We start from the raw sequence: 22,990 nt of genomic DNA, 5'->3' as shown, positions 1-22,990 counted from the left end.
CACTGGCCGAACTCCGGGTGCGGGTCCGGCAGGAACACCGCCGACACCCCGTCGTGGGGGGGCGGCCCCCGCGCCCCCCCCGCCCCGGGGCGGGGGGGCGGCCCCGGGGCCTCGAAGGGGGTGGGTGTGAGGGGCATCCCAGGTTCGGATACCCCTGCAGGCTTGCTACAAGGACCGCAGGCCAGGCGTCCTCAGGAAGTACTCCAACTCAGCCCACTCGAAAAGGCAGGCGGCGAGAACAGCCGTGTCCGTCGGGTGCGAGAACTGCCACCCGCTCGGACTTCTCGAACCGCGCGAAACGTCGGACTCCAGAAGGTGGACACTCAGCCCTTTCGACATGAACACCACGTCGATGGCAGCTCCCTGCACCCGGACCGATCGCTTGGACTGGGCGAGAGCGGACGAGGCGGTGATGCGAACACCAGCGCCGTCGAGGTCCCCGTCCACCCCCTTCTTGATCACCTTGCGGGATACATATCCAGGCGCGGCGAGCCCACGGACAGTCAGCCTCTCCTCGTCCCGGAGGGACAGGACCCAGTCCTCCCAGCCCTCTGCCGCCGCTTCGGCGCTCGTGCGAGCTCCCGGCCTACGCGTCAAGGCGACGCTCCCCAGAGGAGTCGTGCCCGTCGCGTACACCGCTGTACGAGAGGCCGGCGCCCGCCAATCGCGGGACGCGTCCTTCCTCAGTACCAGTACCCCCATGCCTCGGCCTGCCCCCTTCCCATCGCTGCGAGACCCTGACCAGCCTTGGACGCAACCGCCGTTCCAGCCGACTGCAGGGCCCGACCAACCTTTGGTGCAACCGTCTTCGCGCCTCGCCACAGCAGGCCCGCGGACCCGGCGCCATACTTGCCCCGGAGTCCGCCCTGGAACCCACCGGACCACGCCGAGCCAAGCACGTACTTCGCCGCGTCCTGACCCGTCGTTTCGTGGCCCATGGCCTTGTCGGCCAGCAAGTGCGCAGGCGTTCCCGCCAATGCCCCGACAGCCGCTCCGGCGATGATGACACAGCCGAGCCCAGCCGTACCGGCACAAATGGCCGCGGCCGCCAGACCGGCGCCGAAACCGACACCGATGTTGATGGCCTCGTGGACGATCATCTCCTTGTGGTCGTCCCAGAAGTCACCGGCCCGGTCCCAGAAGCTCTTCTCCTTCTCCTGCGTCAGCGCTTGTTCCCTGGCTCGACGATCAGCGGCTGCCTTGTCCGCGGCCTTCCGCTGCGCCTCCACCACCTTCGCGTCGTAGTGGTACACCTTGTAGTTCGCCGGGTTCGCCCGGTAGTGCCGGTACTTGCGGTACGACGCACGGTCCGACCTCGGCTTGATGTCGAAGTCGCCCTTCCCGTAGTCGTAGTGGATCGACATGCCCCGGTCGTCGGCCCACCTCTCGTCGTTGTACGACGCGCCACCCGCCGGGCCGTCAGGCCGGAGGCCTGTCGGGTCCGACTGGGTGATCGGCGAGTTGTGGGCGTAGCTGTAGGCGTTCATCTGGGCCGGGTCCTGGGGGTCCATGACCGGGTCGACCGAGAGGAAGCGGCCCAGGGCCGGGTCGTAGGCGCGGGCGCCTATGTAGGTCAGGCCCGACTGGGTGTCGAGCGTGCCGCCGACGAAGCCCTTTTCGCCGGGCCAGGCGGTCGGGGCCGCGCCGCGGGGGTTGCCGTAGGGGTCCTGGCGGCGGCGGGTGACGAGGCCGGTGGCGGCGGCGATGGCGACGAGGCCGGTGCCCTGCTGGTCGGCGCCGAGGAAGGACAGGTCGCCCGCGTCCTGGCGGACGGCGACGGTCTGGCCGGCGAAGGAGTAGTAGCGGGTGGCCTCGACCGCCGCGCCGGTGGTGGTGGGGAGCTTCAGCTCCATGCCGGGCAGGTAGAGCGTGGTGCTCATGGCGTCCTTGCGTACGGCACGGTTGCCGTCGGCGTCGTACACGTACGACGAGACCTTGCCGTCCGGCTCGGTGATCTTCGCCGGCTTGCCCTCGGAGTTCCACTCGATGCCCTGCGGCGCCTGCGTGCCCACGGTCCGCGTGTCGGTGTTGCCGCTCGCGTCGTAGTGGTACGTGGCGGTGCGAGGACCGGAAGGCGCACTCTCGTCGACCTTGGTGACGGCGTGCGGACCCGCGGAGTTCTCGCCGTACGTGAAGGTGCGGGTGACGTCCTTCGTCGCGTCGAGCCCGGTGTCGTGCGTGACGTCCTTCGTGCGGTTGCCGATGGAGTCGGTGACGTAGGACTTCCAGTAGGCGGCGGGACCGCCCAGCGGATTCGCGCCGGGGGCACCCGCGCAGGCCGTCGGGGTCTTGCCGCCCTGCGTGCCGCCGACGGTGCCGGAGCCGGCCGCCTCGGTCGCGCCGGCGGCCGGGGTCCACGCCTCGGTGAGGCGCTGGCCCGCGTCGTAGGCGAAGCACTGCACGTCGGCGACGGCCTCGGACGTGTCCGTGACGGACAGGACGTTGCCGGACTGGTCGTACGAGTAGGCCGTGGCCTTCGCGGGCGAGGTGGCGCCCTCGACGTCGACCGTCGAGCCGATCAGTCGCTGCGTGCCCTTCTCGTAGTCGAAGGACTGCTGGACCTGGCGTCCGCTGCCCGAGGCCATGACGAGGCCCTTGAGCTGCGAGGTGCCCGTGTACAGCGTGTCCTTGACGTACGTGGAGAGCGAGCTGGTCATGGTGTCGGGCCGGCGCAGCTCGTCGTACGTGTAGGCGAAGGTCTCGACGGGCAGCTTGCCCGCCGCCGGCATGGCCGTGCTGGTGGGGTTGCCGTCGAGGCCGTACTGGGTGGTGAAGGTGTACGTGCCCTGGAGCTTCGCGTCCAGGCTGCCGGCCACGTAGTAGTCGGTCCGCTCGGGCCGGTACAGCGCGTCACGGGTCTGGACGTAGCTGGAGTACGCCTCGACGCCGTCGACGTACCGGATGGAGGCCCAGAGCTGGCCCAGGTAGCCGGTGTTGTCGTACAGGTTCTCGGTCAGGCGCTTGCCGGTGCCGGCGTCGCCCTCCCACGTGCCGGTCTCACGGCCGAGCGCGTCGTAGGTGGTCGAGATCTTCTTCAGCCGGGCGTCGGTGGTCGACTTCACCCGGTCGAGGTCGTCGTACTCGGTGGTCGTGGTGCCGGCGTCGGGGTCCACGGCCGTGGTCCTGCGGCCGAGCTGGTCGTAGCCGTAGCGCCAGACGTTGTTCTGGGAGTCGGTGACCGTCTCCAGCTGGCCGCGGTTGGTGTACGTGTACCTGACCGAGTCGTACTGCGTGCCGGGGCCGGTCGGCTCCGGGGACGCCGTGTGGTAGCTGCGCAGCTCCTTGACGCGCCCGTGGACGTCGTTGAGCGTCGTCGTGGGCACGCCGCCGACCGGCGGGTCGACGTGGACGGCGCTGCCGTCGTAGGCGGTGGTGGTGCGCCACTGCTCGTCGCCGGCGATGAGGGAGATCTCGGCGGTGGTGCGGCCGAGGCCGTCGTACTCGTACGCGGTCTGCGCGCCGACCTGCCCGTTGAGGACGGTGATCAGCTCGTCGGACGGGGCGCCGGCCGTGTTGTAGGTGGCGTTGGTCTTCTTCGTCTTGCCGGTGCCGTCGTACCAGGTGTCGCTGACCAGACTGGTGCCGCCGGCGCCGGGGCTCTGGGTCTGCCGCAGGCGCAGCAGGCTGTCGTAGAGCTGGTACGACGCCTCGTAGGTGCCGTCGTTCTTCAGCGTCTCGGTCTTCACCGCGACCGGCTTGTCGCGGCGCACGTTGTAGGTGTACTTGATGCTCGGGGTCGACGTCTTGGCCCGGTTGGCCAGCCAGACCGAGGTGAGCCGGCCGAGCGGGTCGTAGGCCAGGTCGGTGCGCTTCTTGTTGACGTCGGTGACGCCGCTCGACACGCCCCAGGCCGGGGCGAAGTCGGTGGCGGTGACCTGGCTGAGCGCGTTGGTGACGGTGGTCTTCGTCAGCAGGCCGTTGGTGTCGGTGTACGCGGTCTTCGTCGCGTTGCCCAGCGCGTCCTTGACCTGGGTCGGGCGGCCGTGGCCGTCGTAGTCGGTGGTGCTGACGGGCTTGTAGGTGGGCGTGGTGCCGTCGTGGGCGGTCAGCCGCTCGGTCAGGGTGACGTCACCGGCGGCGTTGTACGTGCTCTTCTCGTCGCTGACGACCTGGGTCCTGCGGTCCGGGGTGGTGGCGCAGTTCACCGAGACCGTCTCCTTGCGGGAGACCTGGTCGTAGACGTTCTGGGCGGGGACGTCGGTGTAGGACGGCCGGACGCACTTGTCGTCGGTGGCGGTCGTGACGTCGCCGAGGTCGTCGGTGTACTTCAGCCGGGTGCCCGGCACGGTGGTGTCGTACGTGGAGACCGACTTGGTCTGGGTCCAGGTGTTGTCGGACTGCACCTGGTACTCGCGGGTCGCGCCCGGGCGGACGACGGTGGCCTTGCTCGTGCCCCAGCTCTTCGTCTGGGTGGCGGTGTCCGCCTTCCACGGCTCGTTGACCGTCTTCGAGACGACCTTGCCGCCGACGGCCGTGTCGTACGCCTGCTGCTCGATCTCGAAGCCGGTGAACTCCTTGCTGCCGGTGTACGTGACGCCGGTGGAGTCCGTGACCTTCTCGCTGCGCGGGGTGGTGGTGCCGGGCTGCTTGTCGCCGTCGAGGCCCTGCAGGTACGTGTAGTCGACGCGCGAGGACATGGTCTGGCCGTTGCCGCCGGTGACGCTCACCTTGCCGTAGCCCTGCCACTGGCTCCAGGTCAGGTACTTGGGGTCGGTGATGCCGTTCGGCTCGGCGTACCGCCAGCCGGCGTCGCCCTGGTAGTCGTAGCGGGTGACGAGGTCGTCGCTCTTGCCGGTGCGGTCGGTGTCGGTGATCTGCTGGACGACGTACTTGTGGAACCAGTCCGTCTGCGGCGACGAGGCGCCCGGCGGGGTCCAGACGACCGGGTAGCAGCGCTTGGTCGAGGACCCGGGCTGCGGCAGCGTGGTCGGCGTGCACTCGCGCGGCGCGTACGTGATGTCGAGCTGGGCGCCGGTCTCGCTGGTCACGGTGGTGAGCCGGAAGCGGTAGAACGGGTCGATGTTGTCGGTGTCGCTGTCGACCCGGTTCATCAGGGCCACGCCGCCGAGGTCGACCGACGGCAGGGCGGCGGTGCCGGTGCCGGCCCGGCCCTCGTGGTCGATCCTCGACAGCCACAGCGACCTGGTGGCGTCGCCGTTGTCGGTGAACAGGTGGGTGAGCGTCCAGGCGTCGACGTCCTCGTACTCGCCGGCGACGGAGCTGGTGCTCATCTGCGTGGTGATGCCGGTGAGCCGCCTGGTCGTCCAGAAGGTCTGGGTGCTCTGCGCCAGCGTGCACTTGGTGTTGGCGGGGCAGTTGCGGTCGACCGGGGTGTCGGGCCAGTGCGAGGCGTTGGCCGTCGTGAACTTGGACGGGGCGCAGTCGAAGGTGGCGTCGGGGAGGCAGCGCTCGGCGGTGGTGAAGACGACGCGGGCCGGGGCCTTGGTGGAGTAGACGGCGCCGTCGTGCTGCCCGTAGTCGATGTGCTTGACGGTGCCGGCCCGGTGGTACGCGGTGCCGTTGACGTCGGTCTTGGCGTTCAGCGCGTAGTAGTTGGTCTCGGGCGCGTAGAAGTACGCCCGGACGTCACCGTGCCGGTCCTTCACGTAGTCGAGGTTCCAGCGCCACGCCTGCTTGCAGTAGGCACTGGTGAAGGTGGCGTTGTAGCAGGGCTCGCCGGAGTCGTCGCCGAAGACGGGAGCCGTCCAGGTGGACTGGGTCTCCTCCTTGCCGGTGGTCCAGCCCGGGAGCCGGTTCAGGCCGAAGTAGTACTCCGTGCCGTCCGTCGTGGTGATCTTCCAGTGCTCACCGTCGTTGTCGCCGTTGCCGGTCGTGTACGTGGTGTTGGTGAGCTGCTCGATCTTGGCGCCGTTGTCGTTGGCGAAGTGCCACTTGCCGTCGCTGTCGCCCTTGACCAGGGTGGACGACTGGCCGTTCAGCATCACGGTGGCGTTGTCGAACGCCCAGCACTGCTCGCCGGAACCGGCGTGCCCGTCGTCGGAGCAGGGCTTGTACGAGCGCTCGATGTAGTCCGGCTCGTAGGAGAAGCCCTCGCCGATCCAGGAGCCCTGGTTGTTGGTGGCGGCGGTGCGGCCGTCGGCGGACTGGGAGGAGTAGCCCAGCTCGATCCTGGGCGCGATGTCGCCGGGCACCGGCACCGTGCGCAGCGGGTAGTTCCAGGAGAAGCCGCCGGACTGGGCGGCCACGGACCAGCTCGCGGAGGGCGCGAGCGGCGTGGCCTGGTAGTTGCCCTTCGCCGAGGAGGCGGTGGCGGTCAGCGCGTAGACGGCCGTGTCGGCGCCGGCCGCGGTGGCGGTGAGGTCGGCGCTGACGGTGCGCTTCTCGGTGTCGTTGACGGCCGTGAGGTTCTTCACCGTCTTCGGCGTGGCCGTGCAGTCCTTGCTGCCCGGTGCCTTGGTGACGGCGCAGGCCGGCAGCTGGACCAGGGTGAGCCGGGAACCGTAAGCACCGCCGGCGCCGTCGGCGAACGCCGAGTAGTCGAGCGAGACGCGCACCGGCGCGGCGCTCGTCCCGGTGTCGGCGCGCTGGACGGTGAAGAGCGCGGCGCCGCCCCAGCGGGCGGCCTTGTCGTGGCCGAGGGAGGTCACGCGGACCCTGGCCGGGGCCACGGGGGCGGTGGTGGCCTTGGCCTTGCCCGCGATACGCGACTGCGCGGCGGCCGGGGCGACGGTCACCGGGAGGCCGCCGACGCGGGCCCTGGTGCGCGCGGCGGCGGTGGGGCTGAGCTCGGCGCTGGCCGCGGTCGGCCAGGTGACCTTGCCGAGGGTGCGTACCGCGGCCTTCTTGGCCGCGTCGGCGGGCGCCGGCTTGGCCTTGCCGGCCTTCTTGCCCTGGATCGGGGCGGGGTTGTCGGCGAACCCGGGCAGGCCGGGCGCCTTGGACTGGGGTGCGACGGCCTGGGCGACGCCGCTGCCCGAGAGGGACAGCGTCAGGGCGAGGACCAGGCCGGACAGCGCGCCGGTGGATATGCGCGCGGCCAGTGGTCTACCGCGTGGAGGCATGAGAACTCCGGGGTGGATTGCAACGGTTGACGAGAGAAGAAGGCCCGGCCGGGCGGCTCCGCGAGGGAGACCGCCCGGCCGGGCAGCGTGGCTTACAGGTTCGGGTTCGGCGCCTGGTTCTCCACCATGGAGACGGCGGTCGGGGTGAGGGCGCCCGCGTAGGCGCGCACCTCGTCCACGGCACCGGACAGGTACTGGCCGGCCTTCAGGGAACGGCCCACCTGGAGGCCGCCGGTGGAGACCCACGCGGCGCCGTTCTCGAGCTTGGCCGTGACCGGCTCGCCGCCGTCGACGTAGAGCCGCAGCTCACGGGCGACCGCGTCGTACACGACCGCGAGGTGGCTGCCGGCGCCGTCCGCGGACGGCAGCGTGTCGTAGTCGGTCAGCTCGGTGGCCTTGGCCGTGGCGCTGTCGCTCTCGGTCAGCACGAGCTTCCACCGCTGGGTGGCGCCGTCGTAGCGGACGGCGACCCTGTCGGCGTTGGTCCCGGGCAGGGAGAGCACGGTCTGCGAGGTGGTCGACGAGACGTTGGTCAGCCGCACTCGCGCCGCCACGGTGAAGCTCTTGTCGCCGCCGACGACCGGCGCACTGGTGTACGCGTAGTCGTTGACGCCGTCGAGGACCGCGTGGCCGTCGCCGGAGAGCGCGGCGGGGTCCCGCACGCCGGCCCGGTGGTAGAGCGTCGCCTCGAACAGGGAGAGCGGGGTGCCCGTGGTCTCGATGTTCGGCAGCGTGCCGTCGGTGTTGGCGGACTCGAAGTTCCAGTACGCCTTGCGGGCGGGCGCGACGGTCTGGAACGCGGCGATCTCGGTCGTCGTCACGGGCCGGTTGTAGACCCGGACCTGCGACAGGTCACCCGCGAGGTTGGCGCCGTACACGCCCTGGCCGATCGCCCGGCCGATCTGGAAGTTCCGGCCGGCGTCCCAGGTCGTGAGCCGCGCGGCCGTGGCCGTGCCGGTGGGGGTGGCCGGGTCGCCGTCGTCGACGTACAGCCGCAGCTGCGGTCCGCCCGTCGCCTTGGCGTCGAACACACCCGTCAGGTGGGCCCACTTGCCCACCGCGGTGGTGGGGTCGGTGGGGATCTTGGCGGCGTAGCGGGTCGTCGCGCCGCCGTCCGCGTCGGGCGTGCCGAAGCTCCAGGACTTCGCGGTCGCGTCGTAGCCGAGCACGAAGCCGGCCTCGTCGGTGCCGTCCTGACTCACGACCGCCATGTCACGGTCGAGGGCCGCGGGCTTGACCCACGCGCTCACCGAGAAGCTCGACAGGGTGTCGACGACGGAGTTGACCTCGGTCGGGGCGCCCGGGTCGGCCGTCGTCAGGTAGGCCTCGGCCGTACCGTCGAGGTGCGCGACCAGGTCGGCCTGACCGCCCTTGCCGGGCGTCTCGAAGGTCACTCCGGTGCCGGGGTAGGCCGGGTAGTTGCCCATCTCGTCGAGCGCGTCGGTGCTGCCCGCGGCGTCGCCGAGGTTCCACTGGGCGATCCGCCCGCTGGCGACCAGGAAGCTGTGGCGCGCCAGCGCGCTCGACTTCCCGGCGGCGTCGTAGGCCACGACCTCCACCGTGTGGCGCCCCGAGGTGGTCGGAGTCCACGTCACGTTGACCGGATTGCCGGACGTGGTGGCGACGGTCTTGGTCGTCTCGTCGTCGAAGGTGTACCGGTACCCGGTCACGTCCGTGTCGACGGCGTCGAAGGTGAAGGTGCCCGGCGTGCCGATGCCGTCGCGCCACTCGTTGTCGGCCTTGTACGGGTCGGCCGTCACGACCGGCGCGGCGGGCGTGGTCGAGTCACGCTGGACGTAGCAGCGCCCCGCGCCGTTCGCCGAGCTCCACGGGCCCCAGGCGTCGCCGTCGAAGGCGCGGGCCTGCCAGGAGATCAGACTGTTGGCTGGGATGCCGGGCGTCCAGGTGCCGGAGAGCGCGACCATGCCGGTGTCGCCGTACACGAAGGAGAGGTCCGCGTAGCTGTCGGTGTTCTGGTTGTTCAGGTAGTAGTAGTGGTTGCTCTCGCGCCACACACCGATGGTGTCGGTCCTGTTCCCGTCCCAGTCGCCGACGACCGGCTGGTCGCCGACGCTGCCGTACCGGAACTCGTGCTGGTTGCCACCCTTGCTGTTGTAGTCGCGCAGGTAGAACGTGATGTTCGGCCCGTAGTACATGCCGATGGTGTCGACACCGTCACCGTTCCAGTCGCCGACGAGCGGGATCATGCCGTCGTTGCCGTACACGAACTGGATGTCGGTGATGTTGTTGGTGTGCTCGTTGTTCAGGTAGAAGGTGTGGTTGCCCGGGCGCCACACACCGATGGTGTCCTTGCCGTCGCCGTTCCAGTCGCCGACGACCGGCAGGTCACCGGGGCTTCCGAAGTAGAGCTTGACGTTGTCCGGGCCGGCGTTGTTGTCCCGCAGCGAGAACAGACGGGTTGCCGGGTCGAAGGTGCCGAGCGTGTCGACGCCGTCGCCGTTCCAGTCACCGACGAGGACCGTCTTGTTCCCCATGTCGAACGGGATCTCGGCGGTGTTGACGCCGGTGTCCGGCGTATTGCGCTGGAACACCGTCTTCCGGCTCGCGGAGTACATCCCGATGCCGGTGACCGCCGGCGGCGAGGTCACCTGGTGGGTGAACAGGGTGCCCGCGTTCGGCGACTTGTAGCCGGTCTCGGCCAAGTAGTTCCGCTCGGTGCCGCCGCCGTCACGGTAGAAGACCTGGTACTGCATCTTCACCGGGTCGCTGGAGGTCGACGTCTGGTCGGGGTCCCGGGCCTCGCCGCTGAGCTGGGGCAGGACATCGATGTACGGGGCCTTGGCCGGGTCCGTCACGCACTTGCCGCCGGGGTTCGAGGCCATCAGCGCGTTCGATACCTGCAACGGCGGGGTGTTGTACGTGATCGACAGGTAGGCGTTGCCGCAGATGCGCTTCCAGCCCGAGTACGCCGTCTCGTCCTTGGCGCGCAGGCCGAGGGACATGGTGGTCCAGCCGCCGGTCGCGGCGGCCTGCGTGTCGGTGAGCAGCTCACCGTTGCTGAAGTGCAGGTTGGCCTGGCTGGAGCAGGAGGTCGGGGTGATCGACTTGTCGACGGTCAGCAGGTAGTCGGTCCAGTCGGCCGAGGTGTTGGACCAGTTGCTGGCCGAGGTGATCGTGTAGTTCGCGCCGCCGAGCCGGTAGAGGTCGAGCGGCTCGGCGCTGTTGTCGTTCCAGTAGTTCTTCGCGAGCCGCGCGGAGAAGGTGCTGCTGAGGATCTGCTTGCCCTTGTAGAAGCTCATCGGGAAGCTGAACATCAGCCGCCGCACGCCGATCCCCGAGCACGAGGCGGGGGTCAGGTCGGACGGGCAGCGGCCCACGCCCGCGTCGCCGGAGTACTTCCAGTCCTGCTCGGTCGGCATGCCCGACATCACCGACGTCCAGGCGGTGGTGCCGGTGGTGCGCGGGGTCGGGTCGATGACGACCGGGTAGCCCGTGGCCTTGCCGCGGAGCAGCGTGAGGTCGGGCTTGAGGGTCAGCTTGCCCTTGGAGACATCGAGGCCGACCTTGGCCTTGCGGCCGCCGTCGGCGGGGTCGAGGGCGGGCTTGACGGCCTTGACGCCCTTCGTCGGGTCCGCGGCGAGGGCGCCTTGGGAGGCGGCCGCGGCCGAGTCCCACATGGCGGCGCGGCCCGACTCGAAGACGGTGCCGCCGACGGCGGAGTCGACGGCCTTGACCGCGCCGTCCGCGGTCTCCGTGACCTTCAGTCCCTTGGTGGAGAGGCCGAGTTCGAGCGTGTCGAGCGCCGGGTTGGCGGCCGCCTCGGCCGTCTTGACGACAAAGTAGTGGGAGAAGCCCTCGACGTCGGCGCGGACGGCGAGGTCGACGCCGGGCAGCACCTCGGCGTAGGTGGCGGTGTCGCCCGCCACGGTCGGCTTCGGCAGGGTGCCGCCGGGCCAGGTCAGGGCGTACTCGCGGCCGACCCGGTTCATCCGGGCGAACGGCCCCTTGCCGCCGTCGGAGAACTCCACGTCCACGGTCGCGGCCTTCGGCGACCAGGTGCCGTCGCCGTTGGCGACGAGCGTCGCGTCGACCGGCACCCAGCCGTTGCCGCGCTGCGTGCGCACCGGCTGCACGTACTCGCGGGACGTGAACGAGCCGTCGGCGTTGGCGAAGACGTCACGCCGCTCGTGCCGGAGGCCGGTGACCTCCACGGCGTGGCCGCTCTTCTTGGCGGCGGCCTGGGCCAGTGCCTCGCTGGGCGCCTCGCCGGCCTGGGCGGCCTCGGCGACAGCGTTCTCCAGAGCGGCGGTCTGCGCCTGTTGCGCGGTGGCCGGCAGGACCGCCGCGCCTCCCGCGATCATGACCGTCATCGTCGCGATGACGGCTCCGTACGCCGCTCTGTGGCGACGCCTTTCCCACCCCATGGACCCCCCAGCCTGTTCGAGCTGTTCGAATGAGCGCAGAGTCTGCGCGATCGGCCGGGAACGCTACTCGCGGTGAGGGCTTCGTGACGGGGTGATTTTCCAAAACAAACCGGACTCGCGGTTTTAATATGCGGCAAAAAGGTGCAGTGACCACCCTTACAACCCTCCGTGAGCACAACGTCACCCTCACCGTCGAAAACGCAGGTCAGAGAGGTGGAATTATCGACAAGGGGACATAACGTCGAGTCGCTCGACGAAATCCTCATGGACGCGCCGCAACCGACTCGCGCACGAGTTCGTCAAGTCGTGAAGGTCCTCAGGAGACGATGTCCTTCCTCCCGAACCCCCGGAACGCCAGCGCGAAAAAGATCAAGGAGTACGTGACCGACACCGCCGCCCCCTTCGCCATTCCCGCCCACTCCAGCTGCGGCTGCAGCGCGTCGATCCACGCGAACTGCCAGTGCGCCGGCAGGAAGGCGCGCCAGTCGCCGAGCGCGGTGACGGCGTCGAGGACGTTGCCGAGGATGGTGAGGCCGACGGCGCCGCCGACCGCGCCGAGGGGGGCGTCGGTGCGGGTGGAGAGCCAGAAGGCGAGGGCGGCGGTGACGAGTTGGGAGACGAAGAGGTAGGCGACGACGAGGGCGAGGCGGAGCAGGGCGGTGGAGGCGGGGAGGGCGCCGCCGGTGGGGAGGGCGAGCGGGCCCCAGCCGTAGGCGACGGTGCCGGCGGCCAGGGCGACCAGCGGGAGCAGGAGCATCGCGGCGGCGCTGAAGGCGAGGGCGACGGCGAGTTTGGACCACAGCAGGCGGGCCCGGGGCACGGGCGCGGCGAGCAGATAGCGCAGGGAGGACCAGCCGGCCTCGGCGGCGACGGTGTCGCCGCAGAACAGGGCGACCGGGATGACGAGGAGGAAGCCGGCGGAGACGAAGAGGCAGGTCGCCGCGAAGTTGGCGCCGGAGGCGGTGGCGGTGTCCATCAGGGTGATGCGGCCGTTGCCGGCGCCGTCCGGGCCGCCGCCGATCGCGAAGGCGGCGATGAGGACGAACGGCAGGGCGGCCAGGATCAGGCCCATCACGAGGGTGCGGCGCCGGCCGAGTTGGCGCACCGCCTCCACTCGGAACCGCAGGGTGCGGCGAGGTGCGTAGCCCGGGGCGGTCATGCGGTCTCTCCTCCGATCAGGGTCAGGAAGGCGTCCTCCAGGCGCCGGTGCGGCCCCACGCCCGTCACCGGCACGTCGAGCCGGACCAGTTCGCCGATCAGCTGCGTGGCGGTCCGGTCCGCGAGCCGGACCAGCAGGCCGGTCTCCGTCCGTACCGCGCCGAGCTTCTCCACCACCGCGTCCGGCACCGGGCCGTCCAGGGTGACGAGGAGGGTGTCGCCGGAGCCGGTGATCTCGCCGACCGGGCCGGCCGTGACCAGGCCGCCGCGGTCCATGACCACCAGGTGGGTGCAGGACTGTTCGACCTCGGCGAGGAGGTGGCTGGAGACGATGACGGTGCGGCCGCCGGCCGCGTACCGGATCATCACCTCACGCATCTCGCGGATCTGCGGCGGGTCGAGCCCGTTCGTCGGCTCGTCGAGGATCAGCAGGTCGGGCAGGCCCAGCATGGCCTGGGCGATGGCGAGCCGCTGCCGCATGCCCTGCGAGTAGGTGCGTACCGAACGCTCCAGGGCACCGCCCAGGTTGGCGATCCGCAGCGCCTCGTCGAGGTGGGCGTCCTCGGCGGGGCGGCCGGTGGCGCGCCAGTACAGCTCCAGGTTCTCCCGCCCGGACAGGTGCGGCAGGAAGCCCGCGCCCTCGACGAACGCGCCGACCCGGGAGAGCACCGGGGCGCCGGGGCGGATCGCGTGGCCGAAGACCCGGATCTCGCCCTGGTCGGGGGTGATGAGGCCCATGAGCATGCGCAGGGTGGTGGTCTTGCCGGCGCCGTTGGGCCCGAGCAGGCCGAGGACCTGGCCGCGTTCGACGCGGAAGGAGAGGTCGCGGACGCTGTACCTGTCGCCGCCCGCGTACTTCTTGGTCAGACCGGTGATCTGCAGCGGCACGTCGGCGAGCGTCGGGTCCGGCGGCGGTGCGGCGGTGCGGCGCCGGGCGGTCAGCAGGAGTGCGGCGGCGACGAGCGCGCCGGCGAGCGGCAGGCCCCACACCCACCACGGCAGGCCCGCCGCCCGGCCGGTCACGGCCGGGGCGGTCGGGACGGTGAGGGGGCTCGCGACGGAGACGGTGTACGTGGCGGGCGCGGCCGGCGAGGCGTAGCCGAGGTCCGTCGCGGCGAGCACGAGCCGCAGCCGGTGGCCGGTCGGGACCTCGTGGTCCACGGCCGGCAGGGTCAGCGCCAGCTCCTGGCCGAGGGCCGCGTGCTCCACCCGTACCGGCGTGACGAGTTGCGCGGGCAGCACCTGCTGCCGGCCGTCCGGCCCCACGTCGTACACCTTGGCGAAGAGCACCGCCGAGCCGTCGGGCGCGGTCGAGGTGACCCGGATCCGGACGGTCGGGCTGCCGGTGACGCGGATCGGGCGGGTCTGCGGCCGGGCGTCGAAGGCGGCGAACTGACCGGGGAAGTCGAGGGAGAGACCGCCCACGCCGAGCGAGGACAGCTGGGTCAGGCCGCCGCCGAGGCCGGGCACGGCGGACACGGCGGGCGGGTTCGCGCCGGCCGGGTTGGCGAAGGACTGCGGGCGGCCCGACAGGACGACGTGGACGGGGCCGGCGGCGAGGCCGGGGTAGCGGTCGGCGGTGGCGCCGCGCAGGGTGGCCCGGCCGTCGGTGGAGTCGACACCTCCGGTACGGCTGACGCGGAAGGCGGGCCCGGTGTCGACGGACGTGTCCCGCTTGAGGTGACGGTCGAACCAGGCGGTGACGCGGGCCTCGATCCGCCCGGTCTCGCGGTCGCCGCCGTCGTGACCGCCGGCCGTCCAGTCGACGGCGACGGGCGCGCCGTTGGCGGCGATGGTGCGGGCCATGGCGTCCGCCTGGCCGAGCGGGAAGAGCGAGTCGGCCTGGCCCTGGACGATCAGCGCGGGCACCTTGATGCGGGCGCCGACGGCGGACGGGCTGCGGGCCGCCAGGAGCGCGCGGGCGGCGGCGTCGGGGCGGCCGGAGACGGCGACGCGCTGGTAGAGGGCGCACACCTCGGGGCTGAACCGCCCGCAGGAGCCCTTGCCGGCCCCGGATCCCGTCGTGAAGAAGATGCCGGACCAGAGCTTCTTGAAGACGCCGTTCGGGAACAGGGCGTCGGCGAGGTTCCAGTACGTGATCTGCGGGGCGATCGCGTCCACGCGCGGGTCGTACCCGGCGGCGAGCAGCGCGACCGCGCCGCCGTACGAGGCTCCGGTGATCCCGACGCGCGGGTCGCCCGGCCGGTCGAGCAGCACCTCGGGGCGGCGGGCCAGCCAGTCGACGAGGCCGCGCACGTCCTTGACCTCGCGTTGCGGATCGTTGAGGCCGATCTGCCCGGTGGAGGCGCCGAAGCCGCGGGCGGACCAGGTGAGGACGGCGTAGCCGTCGCGGGCGAGTTGCTCGGCCTGGGCGCGGACGTCGTCCTTGGAGCCGCCGAAGCCGTGCCCGAGGAGGACGGCGGGGCGCCGGCGGCCGGGCTCTCCGGCGGTGAAGTACGAGGTGTCGAGCCGTACTCCGTCGAGGGCGAGCGTCCGGTCGGCGCGCCGGACGGGCACCGGTCCGTCGGAGGCGACGGCGCTCCAGGTGCCGGCGAGGACGGCGAGGGCGGCGGCGGCCGCGGCCCACCGCGGCAGGCCCCTCCTGGGGAGTCGCAGCTTCATGGGTCGAGCCTAGGTGCCGGACGGGGCGGGCTCGGCTGCCCAGGGGCGGAGGTCGGCGGCCTTCTCAGGGCGTAGCCGCTACGGTCGTCGTACACCAGCCGCGGTATGCGCAACGGGAGGTACGGGTGGAGATCCGGCGGGCGACGACGGTCGCGGAACTGCTCGCGGCGGCCCACCTGTACGACGCGCCGCCCCGCGAGGACTGGGCGGCGGACTTCCTGGCCGCGCCGGGCCACGTGCTGCTGATCGCGTACGCGGCCGACGGCTCCCCCGCCGGCTTCGTGTCGGGGATCGAGATGCGCCACCCCGACAAGGGCTTGGAGATGTGCCTGTACGAGCTGTCCGTGGACGAGGCGCACCGGCGGCGGGGCGTCGGCCGGGCCCTGACGGAGGCCCTGGCGGCGGAGGCACGCTCGCGCGGCTGCTACGACATGTGGGTCGGCGTGGACAACGACAACGAGCCGGCCCTGCGCACCTATCGGTCGGCGGGCGCGGCGGACGAAGGGGTCTTCGCGATGCGCGTCTGGACGTTCGACGCCGGCTGATTGTTCAGGGCGCTGAAAAGCCGGCGGCCCGGGAGCCGGGGGCCCGGGGGGGGGCCGCGACGACGCGGTCCTCACGGCACCAGGTGCCCCAGGAGCTCCTCGCCCGCCGGGTACGGCCGCTCCTCGGGCAGCAACTCCCGCGCCTCCGTCAGTCGCCCCTCCCGTACGAGTCCGTGGATCTCGCGGGCCAGCGGCGTCACGTCGCGGATCCCGACCGTCCACTCGTCCGCGTACCGTCGCGACGCCTCGCCGGCCAGGCCGAGCTGGAGCGAGCGATGCGGCAGCGCACGGAGGTGCAGGTCCCGCTCGGGGTCCCACTGGACGCGGGCGGGTGAGCGCTTCAACTCCCGCTGCCAGCCGGTCCGGTCGGGGTGGAAACCGCGCACGTAGTGGGAGAGGCAGGCGTTCCGCAGGGCCCATTCGAAGCCCTCGCGGGTGATCTCGACGGCGAGGACGGTCTCCTGGCCCTCCTTCAGGCCCCAGCCGCAGCGGTAGGCCATCCACAGGAAGGAGGGTTTGATCCAGGTCATCCGGTCCCGCTTCCACGCGGCCGGGAAGCGGCCGTCGCGGGCGGCCGGGAGGCCGAGGACCGGGGAGTACGCCTGGTAGACGGTCACCGTCGTGTCGGTGTGGACGGCCCTGATCTGGTGTTTCGGCGGAACGTTCATGGCCCCCAGGGTGCGCCGGAACGCACCCCGGGGGCCACCGGATTACCGCCCGTCAGTGGGCTGTCAGTGGTTGCGCGGGAAGCCCAGGTCCACGCCCGCCGGGGCCTCGGACGGGTCGGGCCAGCGGGTGGTGACGACCTTGCCGCGGGTGTAGAAGTGGACGCCGTCGTTGCCGTAGATGTGGTGGTCGCCGAAGAGCGAGTCCTTCCAGCCACCGAAGGAGTGGTAGCCCACCGGCACCGGGATCGGCACGTTCACGCCGACCATGCCCGCCTGGATCTCCAGCTGGAAGCGGCGGGCGGCGCCGCCGTCGCGGGTGAAGATGGCGGTGCCGTTGCCGAACGGCGAGGCGTTGATGAGGGCCACGCCCTCCTCGTACGTCTCGGCGCGCAGCACGCACAGGACCGGGCCGAAGATCTCGTCCTGGTACGCCTTGGCGGTGGTCGGGACGTGGTCCAGGAGGGACAGGCCGATCCAGTGGCCGTCCTCGTGGCCGTCGACCGTGTAGCCGGTGCCGTCGAGGACGACCTCGCAGCCCTCGTCCGCCGCGCCGTGCACGTAGGAGGCGACCTTGTCGCGGTGGACGGCCGTGATGAGCGGGCCCATCTCGGAGGTCGGGTCGTTGCCGGGGCCGATCTTGATCTTCTCGGCGCGCTCGCGGATCTTCTGGACCAGCTCGTCGCCGATCGCGCCGACCGCGACGACCGCGGAGATCGCCATGCAGCGCTCGCCGGCCGAGCCGTACGCCGCCGAGACCGCCGCGTCGGCGGCCGCGTCCAGGTCGGCGTCGGGCAGCACCAGCATGTGGTTCTTGGCGCCGCCGAGCGCCTGGACGCGCTTGCCGTTGGCGGAGGCGGTGGTGTGGATGTAGCGGGCGATCGGGGTCGAGCCGACGAAGGAGACCGCGGAGACGTCCGGGTGCTCCAGGAGCCGGTCCACGGCCACCTTGTCGCCGTGCACGACGTTGAAGACGCCGTCCGGCAGGCCCGCCTCGGCGAGCAGCTCGGCGATCTTCAGGGACGGCGACGGGTCCTTCTCGCTGGGCTTGAGGACGAAGGTGTTGCCGCAGGCGATGGCGATGGGGAACATCCACATCGGCACCATCGCCGGGAAGTTGAACGGGGTGATGCCGGCCACGACGCCCACCGGCTGGCGGATCGAGGCCACGTCCACGCGGTTGGACACCTGGGTGGACAGCTCGCCCTTGAGCTGGGTGGTGATGCCGCAGGCCAGGTCGACGATCTCCAGACCGCGGGCGACCTCGCCGAGCGCGTCCGAGTGCACCTTGCCGTGCTCGGCGACGATCAGCTCGGCGATGGCGTCGCGGTTGGCGTCGAGCAGCGCCCGGAAGCGGAACAGGATCGTGGTGCGCTGGGCCAGCGAGGAGGTGCCCCAGGTCTCGAAGGCGGCCTTGGCGGCGGCGACGGCCGCGTCGACCTCCTCGACGGACGCGAGCGCCACCTGCGTGGTGACGGCGCCGGTGGCCGGGTCGGTGACCGGGCCCCAGTTGCCCGACGTGCCCTCGACGGTCTTGCCACCGATCCAGTGGTGGACGGTCTTCGTCATGACGAGTTACTCCTTCAGAGATGGCGGCGTCGGGCGGTGACGTGCCGGTCGTACTCCTCGCGGGCCTTGACCGCCGACGGGCGGGTCGAAATCTCGGCCACGGGCACATCCCACCACGCCTGGGCGGGGGGCGCGCCCGACACACTGTCTGCCGTTTCGGTCTCGACGTAGACACATGTGGGAACCGTCGCCTCGCGCGCGTCCGCGAGCGCTTCCCGCAGGTCACGTACGGTGCGGGCGCACAGCACCCGCATCCCGAGGGAGGCGGCGTTGGCGGCGAGGTCGACGGGCAGGGGCGGCCCGGTGAAGCCGCCGTCCTCGTCCCGGAAGCGGTAGTCGGTGCCGTACCGCTCGGCTCCCACGGCCTCCGACAGGCCGCCGATCGACGCGTAGCCGTGGTTCTGCAGGACGACCACCTTGATCGGCAGGCGCTCCTGCACGGCGGTGACGATTTCGGTGGGGTTCATCAGATACGTACCGTCGCCGACGAGCGCCCAGACGGGTCGGCCGGGTGCGGCGAGGGCGACGCCGACGGCCGCCGGGATCTCGTAGCCCATGCAGGAGTAGCCGTACTCGACGTGGTACTGGTCGGAGGAGCGGGCCCGCCACAGCTTGTGGAGGTCGCCGGGGAGCGAGCCGGCCGCGTTGATCAGGATGTCGTCGGCGGTGATCAGAGTGTCGAGTGCGCCGAGCACCTGGACCTGGGTGGGGCGGGCCCGCGGGTCGGGTGCGGCATAGGCGGCGTCGGTCCGCTCCTGCCAGTCCCGCTTGGAGAAGATCCACTGGACCAGGTCCTGGCGGTGGTCCCCCAGCGCGTCGGCGAGCGCGGTGAGCCCCTCTCTGGCGTCGGCGACCAGTGGCAGGGCGGCGGCCTGTTTGTGGGCGTCGAAGCCGGTGACGTTGAGGTTGAGGAAGCGGGTGTCGGGGCGGAAGAGGGTGCCGGACGCGGTGGTGAAGTCGGTGTAGCGGGTGCCGACGCCGATGACGAGGTCGCTGGTGCGGGCCAGGGCGTTGGCGGTGCCGGTGCCGGTGTGGCCGATGCCGCCGACGTCGCAGTGGTGGTCCCAGGGCAGGACGCCCTTGCCGGCCTGGGTGGTGGCGACGGGCAGGTCGGCCCGCTCGGCGAGGGTGCGCAGGGCGTCCTCGGCGGCGCTGTGCTTCACTCCGCCGCCCGCGACGACCATCGGCCGCCTGGCCGCCCTCACCGCCCGCACGGCCGCGTCGAGCTCGGCAGCGTCGGGCCGGGGCCGGCGCACGGTCCAGGTCCGCTCGGCGAGGAACTCCTCCGGCCAGTCGTACGCCTCCGCCTGCACGTCCTGCGGCAGCGCCAGGGTGACGGCACCCGTGTCCGCGGGGTCCGTGAGCACCCGTACGGCGGCGAGCGCGGCCGGGATCAGGGCTTCGGGCCGGGTGATCCGGTCGAAGTACCTCGACACCGGGCGCAGGCAGTCGTTGACGGACACCTCGCCCGCGTACGGCACTTCGAGCTGCTGGAGGACGGGGTCGGCGGGGCGGGTGGCGAAGGTGTCGCCGGGCAGCAGGAGGACGGGGATCCGGTTGATCGTGGCGAGGGCCGCGCCGGTGACGAGGTTGGTGGCGCCGGGGCCGATGGAGGTGGTGACGGCGTGCGCCTGGAGCCGGCGGGACTGGCGGGCGTAGCCGACGGCCGCGTGCACCATGGCCTGTTCGTTGCGGCCCTGGTGGTACGGCATGAGCGCGCCGTACTCGACGAGCGCCTGGCCGATCCCGGCGACGTTGCCGTGGCCGAAGATGCCCCAGGTGGCGGTGATCAGACGGCGCCGCACTCCGTCGCGCTCGGTGTGCTGCGCGGCGAGGAAGCGCACCAGGGCCTGGGCGACGGTCAGCCGGACGCTCATGCGTATCCCTCCGTGTGGTCGGGGTGGAAGCTGATCCGCCACTCCCGCTCGGCGCCGGGGCCCGCCATGACGTTCAGGTAGTAGAGGTCGTGGCCGGGCTGGGCGATCGACGGTCCGTGCCAGCCGTCGGGGACGAGGACGGCGTCGCCGGTGCGCACCTCGGCGAGCAGCTCGGCGCCGCCGGGGCGGGACGGGGTGATCCGCTGGTAGCCGTAGCCGTGCGGGCCCTGGACCTCGTAGTAGTAGATCTCCTCCAGGACGGACTCCTCGCCCGGGCGGTGCTCGTCGTGCTTGTGCGGCGGATAGGAGGACCAGTTGCCGCCGGGGGTGAGCACCTCGACGGCGATCAGCCGGTCGCAGGGAAACGCGCCGGCCGCGGCGAAGTTCCGCACCTGGCGGGTGCGGTTTCCGCTCCCGCGGGTCTCCACGGGAACCTCCGGCGCGGGGCCGTAGCGGGCGGGGAGTCGTCGCTCGCACTTCGCTCCTGCCAAAGCGAAGCGGCCTCCCGCACCGGAGGCGATCTGGGCGTGGGCGTCCCTGGGCACATAGGCGAAGTCCGAGACCGCGTCGAACACGCTCGCGCGCCCCACGAGTTCGAGGACTTCCCCGTCTGCGCGCACCGTACCGCCCCCGGACAGCGGAAGCACCACCCATTCACTGTTCCCTGCCTCGAACTCGTGGGTCCCGCCGGGCGGCAGGTCGAGCACGCGCAGCGAACTGTGCGTCCAGCCGGCCAGCGAGGGCTCGATGTCGACGGCGTACGGCCCGCGGGCGGCGGCCCCGGACGGGAGGTGCAGGTGCGGTGTGACTTCCATGATCTGTGCCTACCCGTTGTCCGGCGGCCTCACCGGCCGCGCCGGGAGTTCCGGGTGATCTCGGGGTCCCCGGGCTCGGGGTTCTCGGGGTCCACGGCGCCGGGACTCCCGGGGTTCTCGGGGTCTTCGGGACCGGGGTTCTCGGAGTTCCCGGGACCGGGGTCGGGGTTCTCGGGGTTCTCGGGGATCGAGCCGGTGCCGTGCTCCAGCGCGAGGGCGATCTCGGCGTCGTACGGCATCGCGGAGGAACACGCGAGCCGGCCCGCGACGATCGCGCCGGCCGCGTTGGCGTGGCGCAGCACCCGTTCCAGATCCCAGCCGGCGAGCAGGCCGTGGACGAGCGCGCCGCCGAACGCGTCGCCCGCGCCGAGGCCGTTGACGACGTCGACCGGCAGCGGCGGGACCTCGGCGCCGGTGCCGTCGGCGGCGAGGGCGAGCACGCCCTTGGGGCCCTGTTTGACGACGGCGAGCCGCACGCCCGCGGCGAGCAGGGCGCGGGCGGCGGCGTGCGGCTCGCGCTCACCGGTCGCGATCTCGCACTCCTCGGCATTGCCGACGGCGACCGTGGCGTGCCGCAGCGCCTCCCGGTAGAGCGGCCGGGCCTCGTCGGCGGGCGTGTCGCCGTCCCAGAGGGTGGGCCGCCAGTCCAGGTCGAAGACGGTCAGCGCGGCGGGGCCGGCGTGCGCGGCGCGCTCGCGCAGCGCGGCGAGGGTGGCGGAGCGGCTGGGCTCGGCGCTCAGGCCGGTGCCGGTCATCCAGAAGGCGCGCGCGGTCCGCAGGGCCGGCAGGTCCAGCTCACCGGGGTGGATCTCCAGGTCGGGGGCCTTGGGGTGGCGGTAGAAGTGGAGGGGGAAGTGGTCGGGCGGGAAGATCTCGCAGAAGGTGAGCGGCGTGGGGTAGGCCGCGACCTCGGTCACCCAGCGGTCGTCCACCCCGAACGCCCGCAGCTCGCGGTGCAGGTACGTGCCGAACGGGTCGGCGCCGGTGCGGCTGACGAGTGCGACGCGCCGGCCCAGGCGCGCGGCGGCGACGGCGACGTTGGCCGGCGAGCCGCCGAGGAACTTCCCGAAGGTCTCGGCCCGGGCCAGCTCCACCCCGACCCGCAGCGGATAGAGGTCCACGCCGAGCCGGCCCATCGTGATCAGGTCGTACGGCTCCGCCGCCATGCCACGTCACCTCTCGCCACGGCCCCCCGGGCCCACGCCCCAGGTCTATCCACGGCCCCCGGCGGTGTCAACGACATGTCCTGACATTCGGACGTCCCGTCGGACGACGTCTTGACGCCTTTCCGGGTCCGTCCCAAGGTGGCATTCATGACGAACCCGACGAACCCGTCGCCGCCGTCCCGTATCCGTGTGGGTTCCGCCCCCGACTCCTGGGGGGTGTGGTTCCCGGACGACCCCCGGCAGGTGCCGTGGCAGCGGTTCCTCGACGAGGTGGCGGGCGCCGGATACGCGTGGATCGAGCTCGGCCCGTACGGCTATCTGCCCACCGATCCGGGCGTCCTCGCCGAGGAGACCGCCCACCGGGGGCTGAGGGTCTCGGCCGCGACCGTGTTCACCGGGCTGCACCACGGCCAGGACGTGTGGGAGCGGACCTGGGGACATGTGGCCGAGAACGCGGCCCTGGCCCAGGCGATGGGCGCCGAGCACCTGGTCGTGATCCCCTCCTTCTGGCGGGACGACCGCACCGGTGCCGTCCTGGAGGACCGCGTCCTCGGCGCCGAGCAGTGGCGCCATCTGACCGGTCTGACCGAGCGGCTCGGCCACGAGGTCCGGGAGCGCTACGGCCTGCGGATCGTCGTCCACCCGCACGCCGACACCCATCTCGACAGCGAGGAGAACGTCACCCGCTTCCTCGACGCCACCGACCCGGACCTGGTCTCGCTCTGCCTGGACACCGGGCACTACGCCTACTGCGGCGGCGACAGCGTCAAGCTGATCGAGACCTACGGCGAGCGGATCGGCTACCTCCACCTCAAGCAGGTCGACCCGGAGGTCCTGGCCCGGGTCGTCGCCGACGGGGTGCCGTTCGGCCCGGCGGTGGCCGGCGGGGTGATGTGCGAGCCGCCGGCCGGGATCCCGGACCTCGAACCGGTCCTCGCCGCCGCGCGGGCACTGGACGTCGACCTGTTCGCGATCGTCGAGCAGGACATGTACCCGTGCGACCCGGACCGGCCCTACCCGATCGCCGAGCGCACCCGCCGCTTCCTCCGCTCCTGCGGTTACTGACGCCCCGCCGATGCCGCCCGGCTCCGCCTGCCGACGGTGCGTCACTTTCGTTCCGTCCGTCCCCTCTTCGTCACACATATCTCCATTACGCGGGTTTTCCG

Annotated in this window: 12 protein-coding genes; 2 read left to right on the top strand and 10 right to left on the bottom strand. The window is 71.8% G+C overall.

Annotated features, from left to right (window positions below; genetic code table 11):
- Window positions 1-165: 165 nt before the first annotated feature.
- From ACWEV0_RS24950 to ACWEV0_RS24930, 5 genes are all read right to left on the bottom strand, one after another.
- Window positions 166-702 carry a hypothetical protein gene (locus tag ACWEV0_RS24950; protein ID WP_453151670.1) on the bottom strand — a complete coding sequence of 179 codons (537 nt, stop codon included), beginning with the start codon at window positions 700-702 and terminating at the stop codon, window positions 166-168.
- Entirely contained in the window at window positions 684-7,022 is a 6,339-nt protein-coding gene (locus ACWEV0_RS24945; protein ID WP_453151669.1) for an RHS repeat-associated core domain-containing protein, read from the bottom strand. The genes ACWEV0_RS24950 and ACWEV0_RS24945 overlap by 19 nt, the downstream gene beginning before the upstream one ends.
- A gap of 92 nt (window positions 7,023-7,114) precedes the next feature.
- Complete coding sequence (locus ACWEV0_RS24940) at window positions 7,115-11,344, bottom strand: LamG-like jellyroll fold domain-containing protein (RefSeq protein WP_453151667.1); 4,230 nt, start codon at window positions 11,342-11,344, stop codon at window positions 7,115-7,117.
- A 379-nt stretch (window positions 11,345-11,723) separates the two neighbouring features.
- A complete protein-coding gene (locus ACWEV0_RS24935) occupies window positions 11,724-12,566 on the bottom strand; it encodes an ABC transporter permease (protein ID WP_453151666.1) in 843 nt (280 codons plus the stop codon).
- Window positions 12,563-15,187 carry an alpha/beta fold hydrolase gene (locus ACWEV0_RS24930; protein WP_453151664.1) on the bottom strand — a complete coding sequence of 875 codons (2,625 nt, stop codon included), beginning with the start codon at window positions 15,185-15,187 and terminating at the stop codon, window positions 12,563-12,565. The genes ACWEV0_RS24935 and ACWEV0_RS24930 overlap by 4 nt, the downstream gene beginning before the upstream one ends.
- Before the next feature lie 125 nt (window positions 15,188-15,312).
- Here ACWEV0_RS24930 and ACWEV0_RS24925 point away from each other — a divergent pair, with 125 nt between their 5' ends.
- On the top strand, window positions 15,313-15,732 hold the full coding sequence (locus ACWEV0_RS24925; RefSeq protein ID WP_453151663.1) for an N-acetyltransferase family protein: 420 nt from the start codon (window positions 15,313-15,315) through the stop codon (window positions 15,730-15,732).
- Window positions 15,733-15,803: 71 nt separating this feature from the next.
- On the opposite strand, the gene ACWEV0_RS24920 is transcribed toward ACWEV0_RS24925, so the two are convergent.
- The 5 genes from ACWEV0_RS24920 to iolC all read right to left on the bottom strand — a co-directional run bounded on the left by ACWEV0_RS24920 (window position 15,804) and on the right by iolC (window position 21,824).
- The gene (locus ACWEV0_RS24920) at window positions 15,804-16,400 is read right to left on the bottom strand and encodes a DUF4291 domain-containing protein (RefSeq protein WP_453151662.1); all 597 of its coding nucleotides are present in this window, start codon (window positions 16,398-16,400) and stop codon (window positions 15,804-15,806) included.
- A gap of 63 nt (window positions 16,401-16,463) precedes the next feature.
- Window positions 16,464-17,966 carry a CoA-acylating methylmalonate-semialdehyde dehydrogenase gene (gene mmsA, locus ACWEV0_RS24915; RefSeq protein ID WP_453151660.1) on the bottom strand — a complete coding sequence of 501 codons (1,503 nt, stop codon included), beginning with the start codon at window positions 17,964-17,966 and terminating at the stop codon, window positions 16,464-16,466.
- Between the two features lie 14 nt (window positions 17,967-17,980).
- Complete coding sequence (gene iolD / locus ACWEV0_RS24910) at window positions 17,981-19,843, bottom strand: 3D-(3,5/4)-trihydroxycyclohexane-1,2-dione acylhydrolase (decyclizing) (protein WP_453151659.1); 1,863 nt, start codon at window positions 19,841-19,843, stop codon at window positions 17,981-17,983.
- Window positions 19,840-20,658, bottom strand: coding sequence for a 5-deoxy-glucuronate isomerase (gene iolB / locus ACWEV0_RS24905; protein WP_453151658.1), 819 nt, complete (start codon window positions 20,656-20,658; stop codon window positions 19,840-19,842). The genes iolD and iolB overlap by 4 nt, the downstream gene beginning before the upstream one ends.
- Window positions 20,659-20,687: 29 nt before the next feature.
- Window positions 20,688-21,824: a 5-dehydro-2-deoxygluconokinase gene (gene iolC, locus ACWEV0_RS24900; RefSeq protein ID WP_453151656.1), complete on the bottom strand. Its 1,137-nt coding sequence runs from the start codon at window positions 21,822-21,824 to the stop codon at window positions 20,688-20,690.
- Window positions 21,825-21,971: 147 nt separating this feature from the next.
- Here iolC and ACWEV0_RS24895 point away from each other — a divergent pair, with 147 nt between their 5' ends.
- Window positions 21,972-22,889, top strand: a complete 918-nt coding sequence (locus tag ACWEV0_RS24895; RefSeq protein WP_453151655.1) for a sugar phosphate isomerase/epimerase family protein — start codon at window positions 21,972-21,974, stop codon at window positions 22,887-22,889.
- The last annotated feature ends 101 nt before the right edge of the window (window positions 22,890-22,990 follow it).

Source organism: Streptomyces sp. NPDC003943 (genome assembly GCF_053605265.1).
Note: the sequence above shows the minus strand (reverse complement) of the source record. Positions and strands in the feature narration are given on the sequence as shown.

What these genes read in the sequence shown, in the direction of transcription:
- iolB (WP_453151658.1), bottom strand. Translation starts at nt 20,658, where the DNA reads ATGGAAGTCACACCGCACCTGCACCTCCCGTCCGGGGCCGCCGCCCGC.
- ACWEV0_RS24935 (WP_453151666.1), bottom strand. Translation starts at nt 12,566, where the DNA reads ATGACCGCCCCGGGCTACGCACCTCGCCGCACCCTGCGGTTCCGAGTG.
- mmsA (WP_453151660.1), bottom strand. Translation starts at nt 17,966, where the DNA reads ATGACGAAGACCGTCCACCACTGGATCGGTGGCAAGACCGTCGAGGGC.
- ACWEV0_RS24945 (WP_453151669.1), bottom strand. Translation starts at nt 7,022, where the DNA reads ATGCCTCCACGCGGTAGACCACTGGCCGCGCGCATATCCACCGGCGCG.
- ACWEV0_RS24930 (WP_453151664.1), bottom strand. Translation starts at nt 15,187, where the DNA reads ATGAAGCTGCGACTCCCCAGGAGGGGCCTGCCGCGGTGGGCCGCGGCC.
- ACWEV0_RS24895 (WP_453151655.1), top strand. Translation starts at nt 21,972, where the DNA reads ATGACGAACCCGACGAACCCGTCGCCGCCGTCCCGTATCCGTGTGGGT.
- iolC (WP_453151656.1), bottom strand. Translation starts at nt 21,824, where the DNA reads ATGGCGGCGGAGCCGTACGACCTGATCACGATGGGCCGGCTCGGCGTG.
- ACWEV0_RS24940 (WP_453151667.1), bottom strand. Translation starts at nt 11,344, where the DNA reads ATGATCGCGGGAGGCGCGGCGGTCCTGCCGGCCACCGCGCAACAGGCG.
- ACWEV0_RS24920 (WP_453151662.1), bottom strand. Translation starts at nt 16,400, where the DNA reads ATGAACGTTCCGCCGAAACACCAGATCAGGGCCGTCCACACCGACACG.
- ACWEV0_RS24950 (WP_453151670.1), bottom strand. Translation starts at nt 702, where the DNA reads ATGGGGGTACTGGTACTGAGGAAGGACGCGTCCCGCGATTGGCGGGCG.
- iolD (WP_453151659.1), bottom strand. Translation starts at nt 19,843, where the DNA reads ATGAGCGTCCGGCTGACCGTCGCCCAGGCCCTGGTGCGCTTCCTCGCC.